Raw genomic sequence first — 18,279 nt, 5'->3', positions numbered from 1 at the left:
TTCTATTGAAAAGTATTCTGATACACTAAGATTTAACGTTTTCGGGGGAGGTTTATGAGTTGAACAAGCCTAGCTTACAAGAAGTGCTTAAAGAACGAATATTAATTCTTGACGGTGCCATGGGCACGATGATCCAGCAAGAGGACCTCTCGGCTGAAGATTTTGGCGGCCCGGAGCTGGATGGCTGCAATGAAATGCTGGTCATTCATCGGCCCGACGTCATTCAAAAAATACATGAACAATATCTTGAAGCAGGTGCTGACCTGATTGAAACCAATACATTTGGCGCAACGTCCGTTGTGCTTGCTGAATACGATATACCTGAACTTGCCCGGGAAATCAACCTGAAAGCGGCTCATCTGGCCCGCGCTGCAGTTGAGAAATATTCCACGCCGGACAGCCCGCGTTATGTCGTGGGTGCGATGGGGCCGACAACCAAGACACTGTCGGTTACCGGCGGCGTGACCTTCGCCGAATTGATCGAGAGTTACGAAGAGCAAGCCGTGGCCTTGATTGAAGGCGGCGTGGATGCGCTGTTGCTCGAAACTTCGCAGGATACGCTAAACGTAAAAGCGGGGAGCATTGGGATTCGACAAGCGTTTGATAAGACAGGCGTCACCCTTCCCATCATGATATCCGGCACAATCGAACCGATGGGAACAACGCTTGCGGGACAGAACATCGAGGCGTTTTACATTTCTTTGGAACACTTGAATCCGGTCTCCATCGGCCTGAACTGTGCAACGGGTCCGGAGTTCATGCGCGACCATATCCGTTCCTTGTCCGAAATGTCGAGAAGCGCGATCAGCTGTTATCCGAATGCGGGTCTGCCTGACGAGAATGGTCAATACCATGAATCCCCTGAATCGCTTGCCCAAAAGATGGGGGCATTTGCTGAAAAAGGTTGGCTTAACATCGCAGGGGGATGCTGCGGTACAACACCTGACCACATCCGGTCTTTAAAACAAACGATGGATGGCTTCGCCCCACGTCCGCTTGAGGGCGGGCACTTGCCGGCTTTGTCTGGCATCGAGCCGGTATATATCGAGCAGGAAAACCGCCCGTATATGGTGGGCGAGAGAACAAACGTTCTAGGTTCACGCAAATTTAAGCGTTTGATCGTGGAAGGAAAATATGAGGAAGCCTCCGAGATCGCTCGTGCTCAAGTCAAGAATGGCGCCCATGTCATTGACGTATGCGTACAGGATCCGGATCGCGAAGAAGCCGAGGATATGATCCAATTCCTGGAGCTGGTGGTCAAAAAGGTGAAGGTGCCGCTGATGATCGATACAACCGATCCGGCGGTCATTGACTTGGCCCTGCAATATTCGCAAGGGAAAGCGATCATTAACTCCATTAACCTTGAAGACGGCGAGGAGAAATTTGAGCATGTGACTCCGTTGGTGCACAAATACGGGGCTGCGGTCGTCGTAGGGACCATCGATGAGAGCGGTCAAGCGATTCATCGCGACGACAAGCTCAAGGTGGCGCAGCGGTCTTATGATCTCTTGGTGAACAAATACGGCATTTCGCCTGAGGATATTATTTTCGACACGCTTGTGTTCCCTGTAGGTACGGGTGACGAGCAGTACATCGGATCAGCCAAGGAAACGATTGAGGGCATTCGCATGATAAAAGAAGCCATGCCTAAAGTGCATACGATCCTCGGCATCAGCAACGTTTCCTTCGGATTGCCGGAAGCGGGCCGTGAAGTGCTGAACTCCGTGTATCTGTACGAATGCACGAAGGCCGGATTGGACTACGCGATCGTGAACACGGAAAAGCTCGAGCGCTATGCCTCCATTCCGGAGGAAGAGCGGCGTCTGGCGGAGGATTTGATTTATCGAACCAATGATGAGACGCTGGCCGCATTCGTCGCCGCGTTCCGGGATAAAAAGGTAGAGAAGAAGGTAAAGGTATCCAATCTGACGCTGGAGGAAAGACTTGCCTCTTATGTGGTGGAAGGCTCCAAGGAAGGCCTTATTCCGGATTTGGATGAAGCCTTGACCAAATACGGCGCGCTGGAGATCATTAATGGCCCGCTAATGGCAGGGATGACCGAGGTTGGTCGCTTGTTTAACAACAACGAGCTCATTGTGGCGGAGGTGCTGCAAAGCGCCGAAGTGATGAAAGCCTCCGTGGCGTATTTGGAATCCTTTATGGAGAAAAACGAGTCGTCGGTCAAAGGGAAAATCATGCTGGCCACCGTGAAGGGCGACGTCCATGATATCGGTAAAAACCTGGTGGAGATCATCTTGTCCAACAATGGTTACCAAATCATTAATTTGGGTATAAAAGTACCACCGGAGCAAATTATCGAGGCTTACCGGCGGGAACAGCCTGATGCCATCGGGTTGTCCGGTTTGTTGGTCAAATCGGCACAGCAGATGGTATCCACCGCCCAGGATTTGAAAAACGCGGGCATTAGCGTTCCGATCATGGTTGGCGGGGCCGCGCTGACGCGGAAGTTCACGAAGACGCGCATCCGCCCCGAATATGACGGAATGGTGCTCTACGCGAAGGACGCGATGGACGGGCTTGCATTGGCCAACCAGCTGAGCGATCCGGTGCTGCGCACCCAAATGGCGGAAGAGATTAAGGCGGAGCAGGAAGCGGATGCAGCGGCACCACAGGTTGTAAAAGTAATGCCGAAGCTGTCTGAAGGACTCCGATCCAAAATATCGACCGAGGCCCCGGTGTATATACCGCCGGATATGGAGCGGCATGTGCTCCGGAATTATCCGATTTCGCACATCCTGCCTTATATCAACATGCAGATGCTGTTGGGACATCATTTAGGCCTCAAAGGTTCCGTGGAACAGCTGCTCAAAGCCAATGATCCGAAGGCGGTATCGCTTAAGGAAACCGTTGACGGCATTCTGGAAGAGGCTGTCCAATCGGGAATCATACAGGCACATGCCATGTACCGTTTCTTCCCGGCGCAGTCGCGAGGAAATGATATTATCATATACGATCCAAAGGATGCATCGAAAATACTGCATACCTTTACGTTTCCAAGACAGCAGGTGGAGCCGTATCTGTGCTTGGCGGACTTCCTGAAATCCGTAGATAGCGGGGTGATGGATTACGTCGGGTTCCTGGTCGTTACGGCAGGGCACGGCGTCGGGAAATTGTCCGGGGAATGGAAGGATAAAGGCGACTATCTCCGTTCCCATGCACTTCAATCGGTTGCCCTGGAAACGGCTGAAGGGCTGGCAGAGCGAATCCACCATATGATGCGGGATACGTGGGGATACCCCGATCCGGCAGACATGACGATGAAACAGCGCCTGGGAGCGAGATACCAAGGCATTCGCGTATCCTTCGGATATCCGGCATGCCCGGATCTGGAGGATCAGGAGCCTTTATTCAAATTGATGAAGCCGGAAGATATCGGCGTTCATCTTACCGAAGGTTTCATGATGGAACCGGAGGCGTCGGTATCCGCGATGGTGTTCAGCCATCCGGAGGCTCATTATTTTAACGTGGATAAAGCTTAACATTTGAATACCGGTACAGCCGGTTTGAAATCCTCCGAATGTTTCGGGGGATTTCTCCGGTTTACAACCGAAAGGGGAGAAGAGGGATGGAACTCTATTTTCTAGGAACAAATGCGGGGGTTCCGACGCTGCAGCGTAACGTGACCTCGATTGCACTGCGAATGCTGGAAGAACGAAGAAGTCTGTGGCTGTTTGATTGTGGAGAAGGCACGCAGCATCAAATATTAAAGTCCCCGCTCAAGCTGTCCAAGCTTGAAAAGGTATTCATTACCCATATGCATGGTGATCATGTATTCGGGTTGCCAGGTTTGCTATCCAGCCGAGGTGCCCAAGGGGTAACATCACCCCTGACGATATATGGTCCCCCAGGCATTAAAGTCTTCATTGAAACTACGCTCAGCATCAGCCAATCGCGCGTCCCTTATACGATGGAGGTCATTGAGCACACCGGTGGCATGTTGTTTGAGGACGATAATTTCCTCGTGGAATCGGCCAAGCTGGATCACAGGGCCGAGAGTTACGGCTACCGTGTCGTGGAGAAGGATCTCCCCGGCAGTCTGGACCTGAAACGGTTGGCGGACTATGGACTCAAGCCAGGGCCGCTCTATGGCAAGCTGAAAAGAGGGGAAAGCGTGGAACTCGGCGACGGCCGATGGATTCATGCCTCGGATGTGCTCCTGACACCGAAAAAAGGGAGGGTGGTCACGATTCTCGGGGATACGCGGCCATGCGCAGGCGTGGAGGCTTTGGCCAAGGACGCGGATCTCCTGGTCCATGAGGCCACGTTCATGGAGGATCTGTCGGAGCTCGCGCACGAATACTATCACAGTACCGCCAAACAGGCGGCGGAAGCGGCTAAACGGGCTGGGGTAAAAGCGCTGTTCTTGACCCACTTCAGCTCCCGGTATAAGGATATCGATCATTTACAGCCGCTGCTAAACGAAGCGCGGGAGATATTTGCGAATACGCGATTGGCGGAGGATTTCGGGTTGTATCCTATCCAGCGTTCCTAGGCACGCACAGCGGTGAATTACGTGGAAATACCGGGTGGTCGGGGAGCATTATTTTCCGGGAAAGCGCAGGATGCGACAAAGCGATTCATAAACGCCAAGGCTTGGACAGTCTTCGATTTCTTTCGACGCGTCGACGGTCAGAATGAGGCGATCGGCATCAACCTTGCAACCGGTAATGGGCTTCTTTACAATAATACTATCGGTATTTCTAAGTTCATTATAGTAAAGGACAGCTGAATGCCCGTAGCCATACATATATTTATGATGATTAACCCTTACGACACGGCCTTGAATGGTCACCTTTTCATCAGATGAATCATTTATGCCGTGAAGGAAAGAAATAAAGAAGGTGCATGTATTCATGGAAAAACCAAAAGGATTGCTGATTGACCTGGACGGAACGCTGTACCATGGCCGGAATCGGATCGAGGGGGCTGACCTGCTGATCGAGCGGTTGAAAGAACTGCAGATTCCGTTCCTGTATGTAACGAACAATTCTTCACGCACGCCGGAGCAGGTGGCGGCTCACCTGGTGGAGATGGGGATTCCTGCCTTGCCGGAGGAAGTATGCACATCCTCCCTCGCTGCAGCTAAATATATCGCTGAAGAGTCGCCCGGTGCCAAGGTGGCGATGCTCGGCGAAGAGGGACTTCGCGAAGCGCTGTTGTCCGCTGGCCTTACCATCGTGGAGCAGTCCCCTGAATACGTCATTCAAGGAATCGACCGCTCGTTTGATTACGAGAAGTTAACCCGCGCCGTTCGCTGGATTCAGGAGGGAGCTGTGTCGATCTTGACCAATCCGGATCTGCAGCTGCCATCCGATACGGGCCTGATGCCTGGTGCTGGCTCGCTTGGGGCTGCGGTCGAGGCCGCTTCGGGAGTTAAGCCGACGGTGATTGGTAAGCCGTCCTCGATCTTGATGAAGTATGCCTCGGATCGCTTGGGTTTAGCTCCGGAAGAAACTTATGTAATCGGAGATAATATCCGTACGGATATTGCCGCTGGCGTGCATGCCGGCTGCAAGACGGTTCTCGTCATGACCGGAATCACGACCGATCGCAATATGGAAGCGCATATGGAAGCCGCCGGCGTCACGCCAGACTATATATGCCGGGATTTGAACGAAGTGATCAGCCTGCTGTGTTCATGATAAGCAATAGTATTATACATAAACTTGTGTGTTGACGAAAGGGAAGATGAATCATGCCGGAACTGCCGGAAATGGAGAATTACCGAAGATTGTTATCCCAGAGCATTCTGAATGTGCCGATCACCGATGTGGTCGTGAACCGCGAAAAATCCTTGAATGTGACGATTGACGAGTTTACTTCGGCCCTGAAGGGAAGCAAGGTCATTTTTGTGGAGCGGAGAGGCAAACACCTCAAATTCCATTTGCATAACGGAGGCAGACTCCTGCTGCACCTGATGCTGGGGGGCATTTTGTATCTGGGACGCAGGGATGAGGAGCGCCCTTCCCGTTCGACCCAGGTCGAGATCACGTTCGGTGACCAGGTGCTGTATTTTATCGGCCTTCGCCTGGGTTATCTGCATTTTCTAACAGCGAGGGAAACTGAGAACGCCCTAAAAGACCTTGGTCCTGAGCTTCTGGATCGGCGAATGACCAAAGCGCGTTTCGTCGAACTCATTGGAAAACGGCGGGGCGCCTTAAAAACGACGCTGGTCAATCAACAAGTCGTCGCCGGCATCGGCAACTGTTATGCGGACGAGATCGCTTTTGATGCCCAAATCCACCCGCTATCCAAAATTCAGGATTTGTCGGAGGAGTCACTAGAGCAGCTGTACGACAGCACCGTCAAAGTGATGCACGAGGCAACGGACGGCGGAGGATACATGGAAATGCCCTTTCAGGAAGGGGATCTGCTGACAGGTGCTTATAATGACGAATGCAAAGTGTACGACCGTGAAGGAGAGCCCTGCGTTCGCTGCGGTACGCCGATCGTGAAGGCGGAGCACGCCTCGCGCAAAGTTTTCTTTTGCCCGAATTGCCAGCATGAAGTCTAAAGTCCGGATTGGAAGCCATGTCAGCACGCGGGGCGGATTTCTCGCGGCAGCCCAGCATGCAGCCGGGATCGGTTCACTGGCGTATCAGTATTTCCCGAAAAATCCGCGCAGTCTTCATTTGAAGACGCCGGATGTCCGCAATGCTGAGGCTTGTGCGAAATTTTGTCAGGAGCAGGGTCTCGTCTCGATCGCGCACACGCCTTATCCAACGAATATGGCGGTTGGTTTGACCCGGGGAGAAGAATTCTATCGGTTGACCGTGGATTCCCTTAAGAATGATCTCATGATTGCCGAGGCTTGCGGGTCGCTGGGCATCGTTGTACATTTTGGGCATCTCAAGAGCCAGGACGTGCTTGAAGGGTACCAGAACATTATTCGATGCATGAATGATGTGCTGGCTTCCTGGGCGGGCAGGGCCAAGCTGCTGATCGAGAATCAGGCGGGAGACCATGGAGCCATGGGAATGACGCTTGAAGAGTGCGTAAAGGTTAGGCAGCTTGCCGATTATCCGGAAAAAATAGGCTTCTGTCTGGATACCTGCCACTTGTTTGCCGCCGGAGGTTGGGACATATCGAATACGGATGAGCTCCTTGCCAGAGGCAAGTCGCTAGCCTATTGGGAATCGGCGGTAGCCGTTCATTTAAACGATTCGAAATATGGAGCCGGCTCAAGAAAGGATCGCCATGCCCGCATCGGGCAAGGCATGATAGGAACAGAAGCATTGAAGCGCCTGGTTCTGGCACCGGAACTTGCGGGTAAGGCATTTGTACTGGAAAGTGAAAAAGGAGCTGACGGCACGCATCGGGAAGACATCGCCAAGGTGCTGTCCTGGTCCTGATAGGGAGAGGGTAGAATGATTCATCTTTATTTAGACGACTGGCGCCCCAATCCGAAAGGATTCGCGCTGGCTCGAAACGGGGAAGAATGTTTGCTGATGCTCCGCGAATGCGAAGTGGACGTTCTGTCGCTTGATTTTGAACTCGGGCATGGCCAAATGAACGGCGGCGACGTCGTTGCAGCCATGATTGCCGAGAATCTACAGGCTAATGAAATTTATTTGCACACCTCAAGCCCGTCGGGCAGAAGAAAAATGTATGAGCTGCTGTATGAGCACATGCCAAAAAGCGTCAAGGTCCACAATGGGCCGATGCCCGAATCCGTCCTGCGGGAAGTCGCCCAAGGTTCAAGATGATTGAGGTTACGCAGCGCGAACTGTTGGAGAGGCTGGAATGGCAGGATCGTCTGATGAAGCGTGACGCGAAGGCGGATCCTGTCATCGTATTTTTGCATACGCCATTATGCGGTACTTGCGCGGCTGCGCGTAAGATGCTGGATGTCGTGGAGTTTGTGGTGCCCGATGTACAGCTGCTGGCAGCGGACGTGAACTTCCTTCCGGGCATCGTGGAAAGGTATCAAATTCGAAGCGTTCCGGCGCTGCTCGCGATCCCATCAAGCCCTGGTGCAAACCCTGAAGTGCTTTATCGGATGGGCTCCGTGCAGGATATCGTCAGTTTTGTAAGGAGCGTGAAGCCATGATTTCTCTGCAGCACCTGTCGCTCATTCGTGGGAACCGCCACATTTTGAATGATGTCAGCATTGAAATGAAGCCGGGTGAAAATTGGGTGATTCTGGGCAGGAACGGATCCGGCAAAACGACGCTGCTGGAAATGATGACGGGATATATGTTCCCCTCCAGTGGACGCGTAGAAGTGCTGGGACAAGTATACGGCCAATGTGACGTTCGTGAGGTTCGTAAATCCATCGGTTATATCAGCCAATCGCTGCTGGAGAAATTATCGCTAAGCGACCCGGTGTGGGAGGTTGTTGCAACAGGGGCGTATGCCTTTTTACGCTTTTATCAGGACATTCCGGAAGAGGCCAGAAGTTTAGCCTACAGCCTGCTGAACGAAATGGATTTCGGCCGCTTGGCGGAGCTGCCTCTCGGGACCTTGTCCCAAGGGGAACGGAAAAAAGTGATGCTGGCGCGCTCCCTCATGTCCAATCCGAAGATTCTGATTATGGATGAACCGTGTGCCGGTTTGGATTTGTATGAACGGGAGAAGATGCTGCATGAGATTGACCGGCTAAGGCAGCGTAATATTACGGTCGTGTACGTCACGCATCATGTCGAGGAGATCGTCCCTTTATTTACTCATGTGGCGCTTATTAAAGACGGGCGGTTGACGGCCGCGGGACGCAAAGATGAAGTATTGAACCATGAACTTATCAAACAAACTTATGATATCGACGCTCAGCTGGAATGGGATGGCGGACGTCCCTGGATCAAAGTTATTTCTGGAGGTTAATCCGTTTGGACGAATTAAATGTAATGCAGGAACATGAGGAACAGAATCAGAACCATCAGGATTTTCACAGTAAATGGGTATGCACGGCAAATCATGGTTTCGCTCCGTATGCCCAAGAAGAGCTGCGCCGGATGTTTGGCAGCCTAAAAAGCACCATGGTGATGCCAGGCGAGGTGTTTTTGATGACACTCGGCAGCTCCGAAACTGAGGCTAAGCGGCTGATTACGTCAAAACCGCCTATTTTCCTGCGGCATCTCTTTCCGGTACAATGGGAAATCGCGGCCGAATCCGTAGACGCAGCGCTGCAATTGACAGCAGATCATGTGCTGAAGCGGGAGGAGATTAGTCAAAGCCGAGCATCCATCCAAATCCGCAAGACGGAGAACAGCTCATGGACGGAGAGCCCTGCAGCCCTTCGGGACGATTTGCAGCTTCGCTTGGCACCGCTTGAGCTGGAATACACGGTCCAGGCACCCGAATGGATCATTTCACTATTCGCTGCTGACAATGTCTGGTATGCCGGTGTGTCGCGTCCGGAGGACAACCTGTCGGATTGGAACGGAGGCGCAGTCCGTTTTCAGCGGGAAGAGGGTCAAATCTCAAGAGCCAAATTTAAGCTGCTTGAAGCCGAGAAGCAGTTTGGGATACCCTTCGATACGTTCCGCAAGGCTGTCGATATCGGTGCAGCGCCGGGAGGCTGGACATCCTTTTTATTGGAACGCGGCTTGCAGGTTACGGCGGTGGATCCGGCAAAAATGCACCCCTCCCTGGATGGGCATAAAAACCTGCGTGTCATCCACAAGAATGCTGCGGACGTAACGTTTAGAGAGCATGAATTCGATCTGCTGGTATGCGATATGAGCTGGAGCCCCAAACTGATGGCCAAAATGGTGACCGGGCTGCTGCACAGCCTTGAAACGGGCGGCACGGCCGTCGTTACGGTCAAGCTGCTGACCAAGAAGCCAATGGCATTGGTGAAGGAGATCATGTCGGTATTTGAAGCGGCCAGAATGCAGATTCAGGGAGCGAAGCAGTTGTTCCATAATCGGGACGAAATTACGCTCTATATGATTAAGTATTAAAAAAGCCTTTACAAGTTCAAGTGTTTTGTTCTATAATGATTCCAAAATTAACCAACGGCAACTTAAAGGGAAAGCATCCCGCTATGATCACGTTTCAGTGATACGGCGGAGTGCTTTCCTTTTTTTGTTGTGCTTGTAAGTCAGAGGAGAGGGCATTGAGATGAATCAGTCTTGCAAATTGGTGCATGGGGATGTACTGGGTGAGCGTTACGTCATTGACCGCGTCATCGGCGAAGGGGGCATGAGCTGTGTATATCTGGCCGAAGATCTGAAGCTGCCCGGGAAACAATGGGCGGTGAAGGAGACTTTGTCTGAACCGGGTATGCAGCGCACCGTTCAGGATGAGGCACAGCTTCTGATCAAACTGAGCCATCCGCGTCTGCCTCGCATCGTCGATTTTTTTCGTGATGAGGACAACGGCTATACCTATTTGGTTATGGATTACATTCAAGGCATGACATTGGAAAAATATTTCCGGGGTTACCGTGGAAACGTGAATCCGGACTTCATCATGGACCTGACGGAGCAGCTGCTGGACGTCCTGGAATATCTTCATCATCACGAGCCCCAAGTCATATTCAGGGATTTAAAGCCTTCGAACATCATGCTGACCGATCAGCTGGAAGTCCGACTCATCGATTTCGGAATCGCGAGAAGCTACAAGCATGAGAGCGGGGAGGATACGGTCAAGCTCGGCACGGTCGGATTTGCGGCACCGGAGCAATACGGAGGCAGGCAAAGCGATGCCAGATCGGATTTGTACGGATTGGGGGCGCTCCTGCTTTATCTCTCGACCGGCGGCAAATTCAGCGAATGGATCACGGGAGTGGAGCGCCATATTCGCGGCGATTTGCCAAGAGAGTTAGTACCCGTTATCCGAAAGCTGCTTCAATATGCTCCGGAGCATCGATATCAATCGACAGCTGAAGTTCGGTCCGCGCTGAAGCGGCAGCATTTGATTTCCGCGAATCTATCTGCGGTTCAAACCAGCACGGTGCCCGGGACGCTTGTTGCGGCCGTACTAGGTGCATCGTCCGGCGTAGGAACCACGCATAGCTGCATCGCCTTCGGACATTTCCTTGCTTCAAGGTACGGAAAGGTAGCCGTCGTTGAAATGAGCGCCAAATCCACCTCGTTCAGCCGCATACAGGAAATAGCGGAGGGCGGAAGGCTCGGCTCTATCCGCAAATTCGAGATTAACGGGATCCACTTTTGGCGCCAAACAGCGAGGACGGAAGTGATTTCGCTGCTCGGGGGCAGTTACGATGCGGTTGTATTGGATTTGGGGGCGTACAGGGACAGCGAAAGGCTTGAGGAATTCCTGCGGGCCGATCTGCCGATTGTTATCGGGTCGGGAGCGGAGTGGAGGCGGCATGATGTGGCGACGCTGGCCCGGATGCTGTCCAGGCACCCGCAGCCGGGCCGGATCTATGCCCTGCCCCTTGCCGGTGAAGAAACGATTCAGGAGATGAGGAAAACGCTAGGCACGAATAAGGTTTATGCCTTGCCCTTGCAATTGGACCCTTTCGAAATACCTGACAGTAGTCGGCAGGCGTTCGCCCGGCTCTTTCAGGACTACTTGCCGCAGGCTGAACGGAAGCGAAGATTCAGGTTTCTTAAGAATTGACCGCATTTGAACTGAAGGAGATGAAGCCATGCCGATTATCAGGAGGCGAAGCCGCAAACTGATATTTGCCGGACTTGCCGGCGCAGCCGTAACTGGGGCTGTATGTGCCGGCGCCATGTTGTATTATGTGCACGGCTCTAAAGAACAGCGGCACGTGGAGCGGACCCAATACGAGCAGCGAATCGCGGAGCTTGAAGAGACCCAGCTGCAGCAGCTCAATTCGATGCAGGCGGCATGGGTCCCGGTAAGAGATATTCCGCCTGGTCATTTCATAGAGGACAAGGACATCAAGGAAGTGCGTTTGCCGTATGACGGCACGTCCGGCAATCTCTTCTCGGGCAGGGAAGAGATCGCGGGGAAGGGCGCCAAGATCGCGCTGCTTCAGGGAATGCCGATTACCGGCGCGATGCTCTTTGAAGAGGAGCCGACGCGGCCCGATCTCCGTCACCGGGAGATGAAATCCGTATATCTGCCAAGCGACTTGCGCAAGGGGGATGTCATTGATGTTAGGGTCCAATTTCCAACCGGACAGGATTACATCGTTTTATCCAAAAAGAAGATCCACAGGCTCCAAAATCCGGCATTTTGGACAACGTTAAGCGAACAGGAAATCTTATTGCTCTCCAGCGCATTGGTCGATGCTTATCTGCATGATGCTACGCTCTATGCGCTTACCTATGTAGAACCCGAGCTGCAAGAGAGAGCGATTGCGAACTATCCGCCGAACGCGGAGGTGACGAAGCTGATTGCTAGCAACCCGAATATCGTGAAGAAAGCCGAGAAGCAATTGGAGCTTACGCTCCGAAACACGCTGGAAGACGATTTAAGCAAACTCCAGCCGAGTCAGCAGGCGCAAGTGTCCGACGTGCCTCCTAATTCCGCCTATGCTGGCGGAGCCAGGAGTCCGGATTCTTGGAGCCCGGCATCCCATATAAATCCCCCTGCGAAATCCGCTACCGGAATGAATTCCGATGGCATTCTCCCGGACGATGACGTGAATACGGAGGTAACGCTTCGGGAGGAGAAGGCTTCGGAGGCCGAGCAGATTTTGGGGTCAACCGGGAGGATAGATACCCAGAACGACAGTGATAAGACACCGCCAGAGGCTGATATCATATTCTCGAGTCCGTAGGCATGGCAAAGTGAGCCCCGGAGAACAGTTGGTAAGCGAAGGAGTGTAACCAAAGTGAAGAGGTGGATATTTTCGGGCATCTGCGACAAGAGCGATATGCTCCTGTACATGTGCAAAATACTAGCCAATGGAGACAGCAGGGTGCTGCTCGTCGATGGCGCGATAGATGCGAAGTACAGACATTGCATTAGCGTAATGCATCCCCAGCTGCCGGTCATGGAGTTTGCCGGTTTCGACGTGGCAACCGGATTTGGGAGTTATACGTCACTGATGGATTATCTGGAAGAAACGAACGAGAAGAAATATGACTATATTGTGATGGACGTGGAGAAGCCGCAATTTATGGACAAGGCTCAGTGGGATACGGCGGATGCCCATGTTTGGGTCAGCGGATTCGAAGTAACGGGATTGCGAAAGAGCGCGGCCTTGCTGGATGAACTAAGAGCCGCAAGAACAAACGACCCGCTGCCCCCTTTCCATCGCGTATACGTACAGGTTATCGAAGACCTGGCGGACGGGTCCTATATTGAAGGCTTTATGGAGGATAGCCGGATTCAATGGCTGGGTCCCCCTGTAAAGATGCCTTGGGATGAATTGTTTTTTGCGCTGAAAATAAAAAACGAACACGCAGGGAGACTGGGCATCAAGCCATTGTCAAGACAGTATAAGCGGTCGCTTACCGAATTGATTCGGATCCTGACGGAGATGGAGCAGCGGCATATCCGACGGGCGTTTAGGCAGGCGGGAAGGAGGCATGCATGAGTCTGATTGCTGTATGGAGCCCGTTAAAAAGCGGGAGCGGCAGCACGCTGTTGGCCTCGTGTTTACCGATCGTATTGGCGTTTGAATATCAGGTCAAAGTGCTGCTTGCCCATGGTGGACAAGCTGGAGAACGAGTGGAACAGGCCTTTGCGCTGAAGGAGGAAGCGTTCGATTATATGACGGCGTTTCAGGATACCGGATTGGATGCCCTCGAACGGCTCAATGCAAGCGGGAGGTTGAATCCGGATAATGTCCGCAATTATGCTCGGCCGCTGCTGTCTGATCGGCTAGATATTTTATGCGGACCGAAGCCGACGTCGGTCAATGATTTCAGTGCTGCAAGACATGCGGAAGGCGTGAATCGGACTGAACTGATGTTCAAGGTCTTGGCGTCCTCCAAACGAAGTTATGACGTTACCGTAGCGGATGCCGGCAATGGTGTTCCCCGAGCTGCGGATCGTGCAATACTTCAAGCGGCAGACTTGATCATTGTTGGATTGAATCAGAATTTGCACGTCCTGAAGAGAGTGCTTGAGAAGGAAAGACTTCCTCCGGAGCTGAAGGAAAAAGACTGCTTGTATATGATCGGCAAATATGATCGGGAGAGCAGCTGCACACTGCAAAATATGAAGCGCCGCTTTGGAATCAAAACGATGGCGGTTGGCGTTCCGTATTGCTCCAGTATGACGGATGCATGGAATATGAGTTCGATTATTCCCTACATGCAGCGCAACCGTGGGGGAGCGGACCTGAAAGGTTTGAATTCACTGTATAATGCCGTCCGTCACCTGGCTGATGCGTCGGCTGTACACCTCGGACTTCCGTCCGGCCGTTCGAAAGCGGGGGGCCTGCATGCTTTTGGGTAACGCCTTGAACACCATGTGGATCATCATCCTGGTTTTGTTAGTCATGTTGTTTGTCTATCTGCGTTATATGGATACCCGTAAACCGGCGGCTGCTGTAACGCGGGGCTCGGATCCCTATTCGATCGAAGCCATGACGGCATTTGTTAAGGAAAGCCTGCATCAGCTGACACACAGCCAGTTGTCTGATTTAGGTCTGCACGAAGAAGCGTATCGCCGCAGGCTGAACAAGCGGAGCGAGTTGCGAAGCGCGCTTAAGGGCTGCGTATCCGGTGATGCGATGGACAAGGCGTACGTTAAGAGTTTTTTAAAGCAGCTGCTTGTCAAGGATTTGGGATTGAACGAGTCCAACATTGATGCAGCCATTCCGTTTGAAAGCCTAACCGAATTAACGGCCCAGGATCAATTCGAGATCCTATTGTATCTGTACAAGCAGCAACACGGGGAGGATGCTTTTTCCGTACTTCTGGAGACATACGATCTTGCACAGCCTCGCGTCATTCCTGGTTACGGGGAGGGCAGCGTTTATGCGGTTACCGCGGAAGACATTGCTTATATTTATGAGTCAGAGCAGCGCCCGCTTTTGTTTCAGGAGAAGCTGGATATCGTCGTTCAGCGCATTTATCAGCAGTACAAAGGATTTTCCGTCGTAGACGAAATCAGGGATCAGCGGATTGACGGGATCAGTGGGGGAGTCAGCGGCGTTCCCGTCGACCGTGATAGCGGACAGGATACCTTTTACGGACCGGATGATTTTTTGGGGTTAGGTCTTTCGAATGCCGAATTGCCTGCATCAGGCTGTGAGAGCGTTTGGATTTTTTACCGGGGTGTTTCGCTTCATCTTGCTTTTTTATCGTTTGGTTCGATGCTGGAGCTTAAGCGGGTATGTCAAAACATATACAAATATAATCATCCGGGACAGCTTTCGGAAGCCAGCGGTTACAAAGTGAATGAGATGAAGGATGGCTCCAGGGTTGTTGTGGTAAGGCCCCCGTTTGCCGAATCCTGGGCATTCTTTGTACGCAAGTTCGATCTGCCCAAGGCTACGCTTGATCAATTGATTACGGGGAGCGGCTCGGAGCTAGTGATCGGTTTATTGAAATATTTGATGAGAGGCAGCCGGATTACGGCGATTACCGGTGCTCAAGGATCAGGAAAAACCACGCTGCTGATGGCAATGGTTGGCCATATCTATGCCTCCTATACCCTCCGGGTTCAGGAGATGGCCTTCGAGCTTCACTTAAGGAAAATCTACAGCCGCAGGAACATTCTCAGCTTCAGGGAAACGGAGCATATCAGCGGGCAGACAGGGCTGGATCTGCAGAAGAAAACGGACGGTACGGTCAATATCCTTGGTGAGGTTGCCAGCGACGAGGTTGCGTCATGGATGATACAGATGTCACAAGTGGCAAGTCTGTTTACCGTGTTTACCCATCATGCCAAGACATTCAGGGATTTGGTTCAATCCCTGCGCAACTCCCTGCTCAAGAGCGGCGCGTTCAGGCAAGAACACATTGCCGAGCAGCAGGTGGTCAGCGTGATCAACTTTGACATTCATTTGAGAAGAGACGCTTTCGGAAACCGTTACATAGAGCGAATTACAGAGTGCATTCCGGTGGATAAGGGGGCTCTGCCGCAATTCAAAGATTCTACGGATTGGAAGAGCAGCATGGAGGAGTATTTTCATTTAAGCGCAGAGCATATGCGGAGGCTGAACGAGGACCGCTGCTATGTGTCCCGCAATGTGATTGAATACAGGGACGGTGGATATACGGCTTGCGCCAAACTATCCGAAATCAGCATTCGCGAAATGACGGAGCAGATGCATCCGGAGGATGCGGAGGAATTTAGAGTATTCCTGGACTCGGGTTGGGGGGAACAACGTGACCTCTAAAGAAGTGTTAATCCTGATATTCATTACATCCCTGACACTGTTCTCGATTACGTTCGGTTTGGTGTCGTGGATGTCCAGAAGACGAGGAAACCGTGGGGATTTTGCCGGAAAGTTCGATGCGGGTGAAGCAAAGCCGTTTCGCGGTATATACCGCCAATGGTTCCAATTGGCTTATATGTATGGAGCGAAACTCCCGCTCGTCCAATCGTATATCAAACGAATCAGACAGAGAATCGCAATCATCCATCCTTACGATGAAATTTCGCTCCGGTATGAGACGGTGAAGCTTGTCTGCGCGATTACAGGGATTATCGGGTTAACGGCCCTTCTGCTGATATGGAGTCATCCGGACCTGGGGTTTATCGTGATAGTCATCCTTGCCGCCGTGGTTATTAACAATATGCTTGTTGAGATGTTCATTAACCGGCTGGAGCGCAAGCTGCTTGTTCAATCGGTTGAATTGTTCTCCCTCGTTCGTCATCACTATCAGCAGCATGGAATGGTGGAGGAGGCTTTGTATGAGGGGGCAGAGGCTTCGGGACATGAAATCTCCATACATGCCCAGCGGATCTATAATGCCCTCGTATCCCAAGATCCTAACGATGAGCTGGAGCGATATTATGAGGTAGCGCCTAATCGGTATTTAAAGGCGTTTGCGGGCATTTCCCATCTGGTAATGGAGTTCGGCGATCATGCGAGAAAACAAGGCTCTATTTATCTTCTTGGGCTTAGCGGATTGACCAAGGAAATCCAATTGGAAATATTGCGAAGAGACAAGCTTGATTACTTGATGAAGGGCTTGAATGCAATTGCGCTGGCCCCTGTTTTTTTTACGAAACCGATCGAACGGTGGGCGAGAAGCAGTTTTCCGTCGATGGATGAGTTTTACATGAGCAAGCTTGGATTTGTGACCAAGATATCCATTTACGTCATTATCCTGATTTCTTACATCTTGCTCCAGAAACTCCAGCAAAATCGGGAAACCGATTACCGGGCAATGGCAGGCAAAGTGACGTGGGAAGAAAGAATGTACCGAATTCCTATGATTCGCTGGCTTGTAGGAATCATGACCCCGATCCCAGGCACGATGAAATATGACAGCCGGGTTCGGCTGCTGAAGGAGAGCAATGCGAAAATCAAATTCGAGTGGCTGTATATCAGAAGGGTAACGTTTTTTTTCCTCGGTTTCTTCATAGCGCTGTCGCTGGCCGTTGGCCTGCATGTACAGTCTAGACATCATTTGTTGAATTTCCCCGTTCCATTAAATCATTCTCTGTTCGGACAGATGAATGATGTTGAGCGCTTGCAGGCAGAGGAGACTGCCCAGCGGGATCGGGTAATCATGGAGCAGCTGCAGATGTCAACGAAAGCAACGCATGACCAGGTCCAACAGGCCGTAAAAGATACAGATTCTGTTGGTTTGACCAAGGAACAAATTGAGATTGCAGCCGATCGAATCATGAGCAAACTGAAGCGGTATGATAGCGAGTATTTGAAATGGTGGGAGCTGCTGCTCTCCTTCATGGCAGGTATTGCCGGTTATGGGGCGCCCCTGTGGCTGCTGTATTTTCACCGGAAAGTGCGAAACATGGAAATGCGGCATGAAGTATATCAGTTTCAGACGGTCATATCGATCCTTCGCGGTATGGAGCGAATCACGGTTGAAGTTATATTGGAATGGCTTAACCGGTTCGCCGTTATTTTCAAGGTTCCCATTCAAAAAAGCCTGCTTCACTATGAACATGGCGCGCAGTTGGCTTTACTGGAGTTGAAGGAAGACGTCTGGTTACCCGAATTTCAACGGTTGGTGGACAAGCTGATCCTTGCGGTGGATAAAGTTCCGATCAAGGACGTATTCGACGATCTCGACGGGGAGATGATATTCAGCTTCGAGCAGCGCAAGCAGGAATATGAAGCGATGATCGACACGAAAGCCGCATGGGCGCGGATGATCGGTTTTACTCCGATGTATGCGCTGATCTTTATGTATCTTGTCATTCCGCTGATCGGCATGAGTTTCTCCCAAATGGAAGCGTACTATGAGCAAATTCAACGACTATGAAGCAATCCAAGGCTTA

At 51.8% G+C, this 18,279-nt stretch carries 16 protein-coding genes; 15 read left to right on the top strand and 1 reads right to left on the bottom strand.

Annotated elements, in window-relative coordinates; all coding sequences use genetic code 11:
* The first annotated feature begins 59 nt into the window (after positions 1 to 59).
* Together metH and rnz are read left to right on the top strand one after the other, a co-directional pair.
* Positions 60 to 3,500, top strand: coding sequence for a methionine synthase (gene metH, locus BMX45_RS21495; RefSeq protein ID WP_090911663.1), 3,441 nt, complete (start codon positions 60 to 62; stop codon positions 3,498 to 3,500).
* Positions 3,501 to 3,586: 86 nt separating this feature from the next.
* Positions 3,587 to 4,513 (top strand): ribonuclease Z, encoded by a 927-nt coding sequence (rnz, locus tag BMX45_RS21490; RefSeq protein WP_090911661.1) that lies wholly within the window; start codon positions 3,587 to 3,589, stop codon positions 4,511 to 4,513.
* Between the two features lie 48 nt (positions 4,514 to 4,561).
* Here the strand turns inward: rnz and BMX45_RS31415 are convergent, their stop codons facing one another.
* The gene (locus BMX45_RS31415) at positions 4,562 to 4,876 is read right to left on the bottom strand and encodes a hypothetical protein (RefSeq protein ID WP_175495178.1); all 315 of its coding nucleotides are present in this window, start codon (positions 4,874 to 4,876) and stop codon (positions 4,562 to 4,564) included.
* Between BMX45_RS31415 and BMX45_RS21480 the strand changes: the two genes are divergently transcribed.
* The 13 genes from BMX45_RS21480 to BMX45_RS21420 all read left to right on the top strand — a co-directional run bounded on the left by BMX45_RS21480 (position 4,875) and on the right by BMX45_RS21420 (position 18,263).
* The gene (locus BMX45_RS21480) at positions 4,875 to 5,663 is read left to right on the top strand and encodes a TIGR01457 family HAD-type hydrolase (RefSeq protein ID WP_090911657.1); all 789 of its coding nucleotides are present in this window, start codon (positions 4,875 to 4,877) and stop codon (positions 5,661 to 5,663) included. The two genes, BMX45_RS31415 and BMX45_RS21480, sit on opposite strands and share 2 nt — an antisense overlap.
* Before the next feature lie 53 nt (positions 5,664 to 5,716).
* Positions 5,717 to 6,535, top strand: coding sequence for an Fpg/Nei family DNA glycosylase (locus BMX45_RS21475; RefSeq protein ID WP_090911655.1), 819 nt, complete (start codon positions 5,717 to 5,719; stop codon positions 6,533 to 6,535).
* Positions 6,525 to 7,373 (top strand): deoxyribonuclease IV, encoded by an 849-nt coding sequence (locus BMX45_RS21470; RefSeq protein ID WP_090911653.1) that lies wholly within the window; start codon positions 6,525 to 6,527, stop codon positions 7,371 to 7,373. The genes BMX45_RS21475 and BMX45_RS21470 overlap by 11 nt, the downstream gene beginning before the upstream one ends.
* A 15-nt stretch (positions 7,374 to 7,388) precedes the next feature.
* Entirely contained in the window at positions 7,389 to 7,727 is a 339-nt protein-coding gene (locus BMX45_RS21465; protein ID WP_015734679.1) for a cyclic-phosphate processing receiver domain-containing protein, read from the top strand.
* Complete coding sequence (locus BMX45_RS21460) at positions 7,724 to 8,071, top strand: thioredoxin family protein (protein ID WP_090911651.1); 348 nt, start codon at positions 7,724 to 7,726, stop codon at positions 8,069 to 8,071. Before BMX45_RS21465 ends, BMX45_RS21460 begins: the two co-directional genes overlap by 4 nt.
* Positions 8,068 to 8,841, top strand: a complete 774-nt coding sequence (locus BMX45_RS21455; RefSeq protein ID WP_090911649.1) for an ABC transporter ATP-binding protein — start codon at positions 8,068 to 8,070, stop codon at positions 8,839 to 8,841. The genes BMX45_RS21460 and BMX45_RS21455 overlap by 4 nt, the downstream gene beginning before the upstream one ends.
* Positions 8,842 to 8,846: 5 nt before the next feature.
* Positions 8,847 to 9,923, top strand: a complete 1,077-nt coding sequence (locus BMX45_RS21450) for an SAM-dependent methyltransferase (RefSeq protein ID WP_090911647.1) — start codon at positions 8,847 to 8,849, stop codon at positions 9,921 to 9,923.
* A gap of 160 nt (positions 9,924 to 10,083) precedes the next feature.
* Entirely contained in the window at positions 10,084 to 11,550 is a 1,467-nt protein-coding gene (locus BMX45_RS21445) for a serine/threonine protein kinase (RefSeq protein ID WP_090911644.1), read from the top strand.
* A 28-nt stretch (positions 11,551 to 11,578) separates the two neighbouring features.
* Positions 11,579 to 12,682 carry an SAF domain-containing protein gene (locus tag BMX45_RS21440; protein ID WP_090911642.1) on the top strand — a complete coding sequence of 368 codons (1,104 nt, stop codon included), beginning with the start codon at positions 11,579 to 11,581 and terminating at the stop codon, positions 12,680 to 12,682.
* Between the two features lie 54 nt (positions 12,683 to 12,736).
* Entirely contained in the window at positions 12,737 to 13,444 is a 708-nt protein-coding gene (locus tag BMX45_RS21435; RefSeq protein ID WP_090911640.1) for a hypothetical protein, read from the top strand.
* On the top strand, positions 13,441 to 14,310 hold the full coding sequence (locus BMX45_RS21430; protein WP_090911638.1) for a CpaE/TadZ family protein: 870 nt from the start codon (positions 13,441 to 13,443) through the stop codon (positions 14,308 to 14,310). The genes BMX45_RS21435 and BMX45_RS21430 overlap by 4 nt, the downstream gene beginning before the upstream one ends.
* Complete coding sequence (locus BMX45_RS21425) at positions 14,297 to 16,201, top strand: ATPase, T2SS/T4P/T4SS family (RefSeq protein WP_090911636.1); 1,905 nt, start codon at positions 14,297 to 14,299, stop codon at positions 16,199 to 16,201. Before BMX45_RS21430 ends, BMX45_RS21425 begins: the two co-directional genes overlap by 14 nt.
* On the top strand, positions 16,191 to 18,263 hold the full coding sequence (locus BMX45_RS21420; protein WP_090911634.1) for a hypothetical protein: 2,073 nt from the start codon (positions 16,191 to 16,193) through the stop codon (positions 18,261 to 18,263). Before BMX45_RS21425 ends, BMX45_RS21420 begins: the two co-directional genes overlap by 11 nt.
* Positions 18,264 to 18,279 lie beyond the last annotated feature (16 nt).

Source organism: Paenibacillus sp. cl141a, from assembly GCF_900109305.1.
Taxonomy (GTDB): domain Bacteria; phylum Bacillota; class Bacilli; order Paenibacillales; family Paenibacillaceae; genus Paenibacillus_AQ; species Paenibacillus_AQ lautus_A.
This window is presented reverse-complemented; position numbering and strand designations above follow the sequence as displayed.

Coding starts and splice junctions, on each gene's coding strand:
- BMX45_RS21480 (WP_090911657.1), top strand. CDS start 4,875: ATGGAAAAACCAAAAGGATTGCTGATTGACCTGGACGGAACGCTGTAC.
- BMX45_RS21440 (WP_090911642.1), top strand. CDS start 11,579: ATGCCGATTATCAGGAGGCGAAGCCGCAAACTGATATTTGCCGGACTT.
- BMX45_RS31415 (WP_175495178.1), bottom strand. CDS start 4,876: ATGAATACATGCACCTTCTTTATTTCTTTCCTTCACGGCATAAATGAT.
- BMX45_RS21425 (WP_090911636.1), top strand. CDS start 14,297: ATGCTTTTGGGTAACGCCTTGAACACCATGTGGATCATCATCCTGGTT.
- BMX45_RS21455 (WP_090911649.1), top strand. CDS start 8,068: ATGATTTCTCTGCAGCACCTGTCGCTCATTCGTGGGAACCGCCACATT.
- rnz (WP_090911661.1), top strand. CDS start 3,587: ATGGAACTCTATTTTCTAGGAACAAATGCGGGGGTTCCGACGCTGCAG.
- BMX45_RS21475 (WP_090911655.1), top strand. CDS start 5,717: ATGCCGGAACTGCCGGAAATGGAGAATTACCGAAGATTGTTATCCCAG.
- BMX45_RS21465 (WP_015734679.1), top strand. CDS start 7,389: ATGATTCATCTTTATTTAGACGACTGGCGCCCCAATCCGAAAGGATTC.
- BMX45_RS21460 (WP_090911651.1), top strand. CDS start 7,724: ATGATTGAGGTTACGCAGCGCGAACTGTTGGAGAGGCTGGAATGGCAG.
- BMX45_RS21470 (WP_090911653.1), top strand. CDS start 6,525: ATGAAGTCTAAAGTCCGGATTGGAAGCCATGTCAGCACGCGGGGCGGA.
- BMX45_RS21430 (WP_090911638.1), top strand. CDS start 13,441: ATGAGTCTGATTGCTGTATGGAGCCCGTTAAAAAGCGGGAGCGGCAGC.
- BMX45_RS21445 (WP_090911644.1), top strand. CDS start 10,084: ATGAATCAGTCTTGCAAATTGGTGCATGGGGATGTACTGGGTGAGCGT.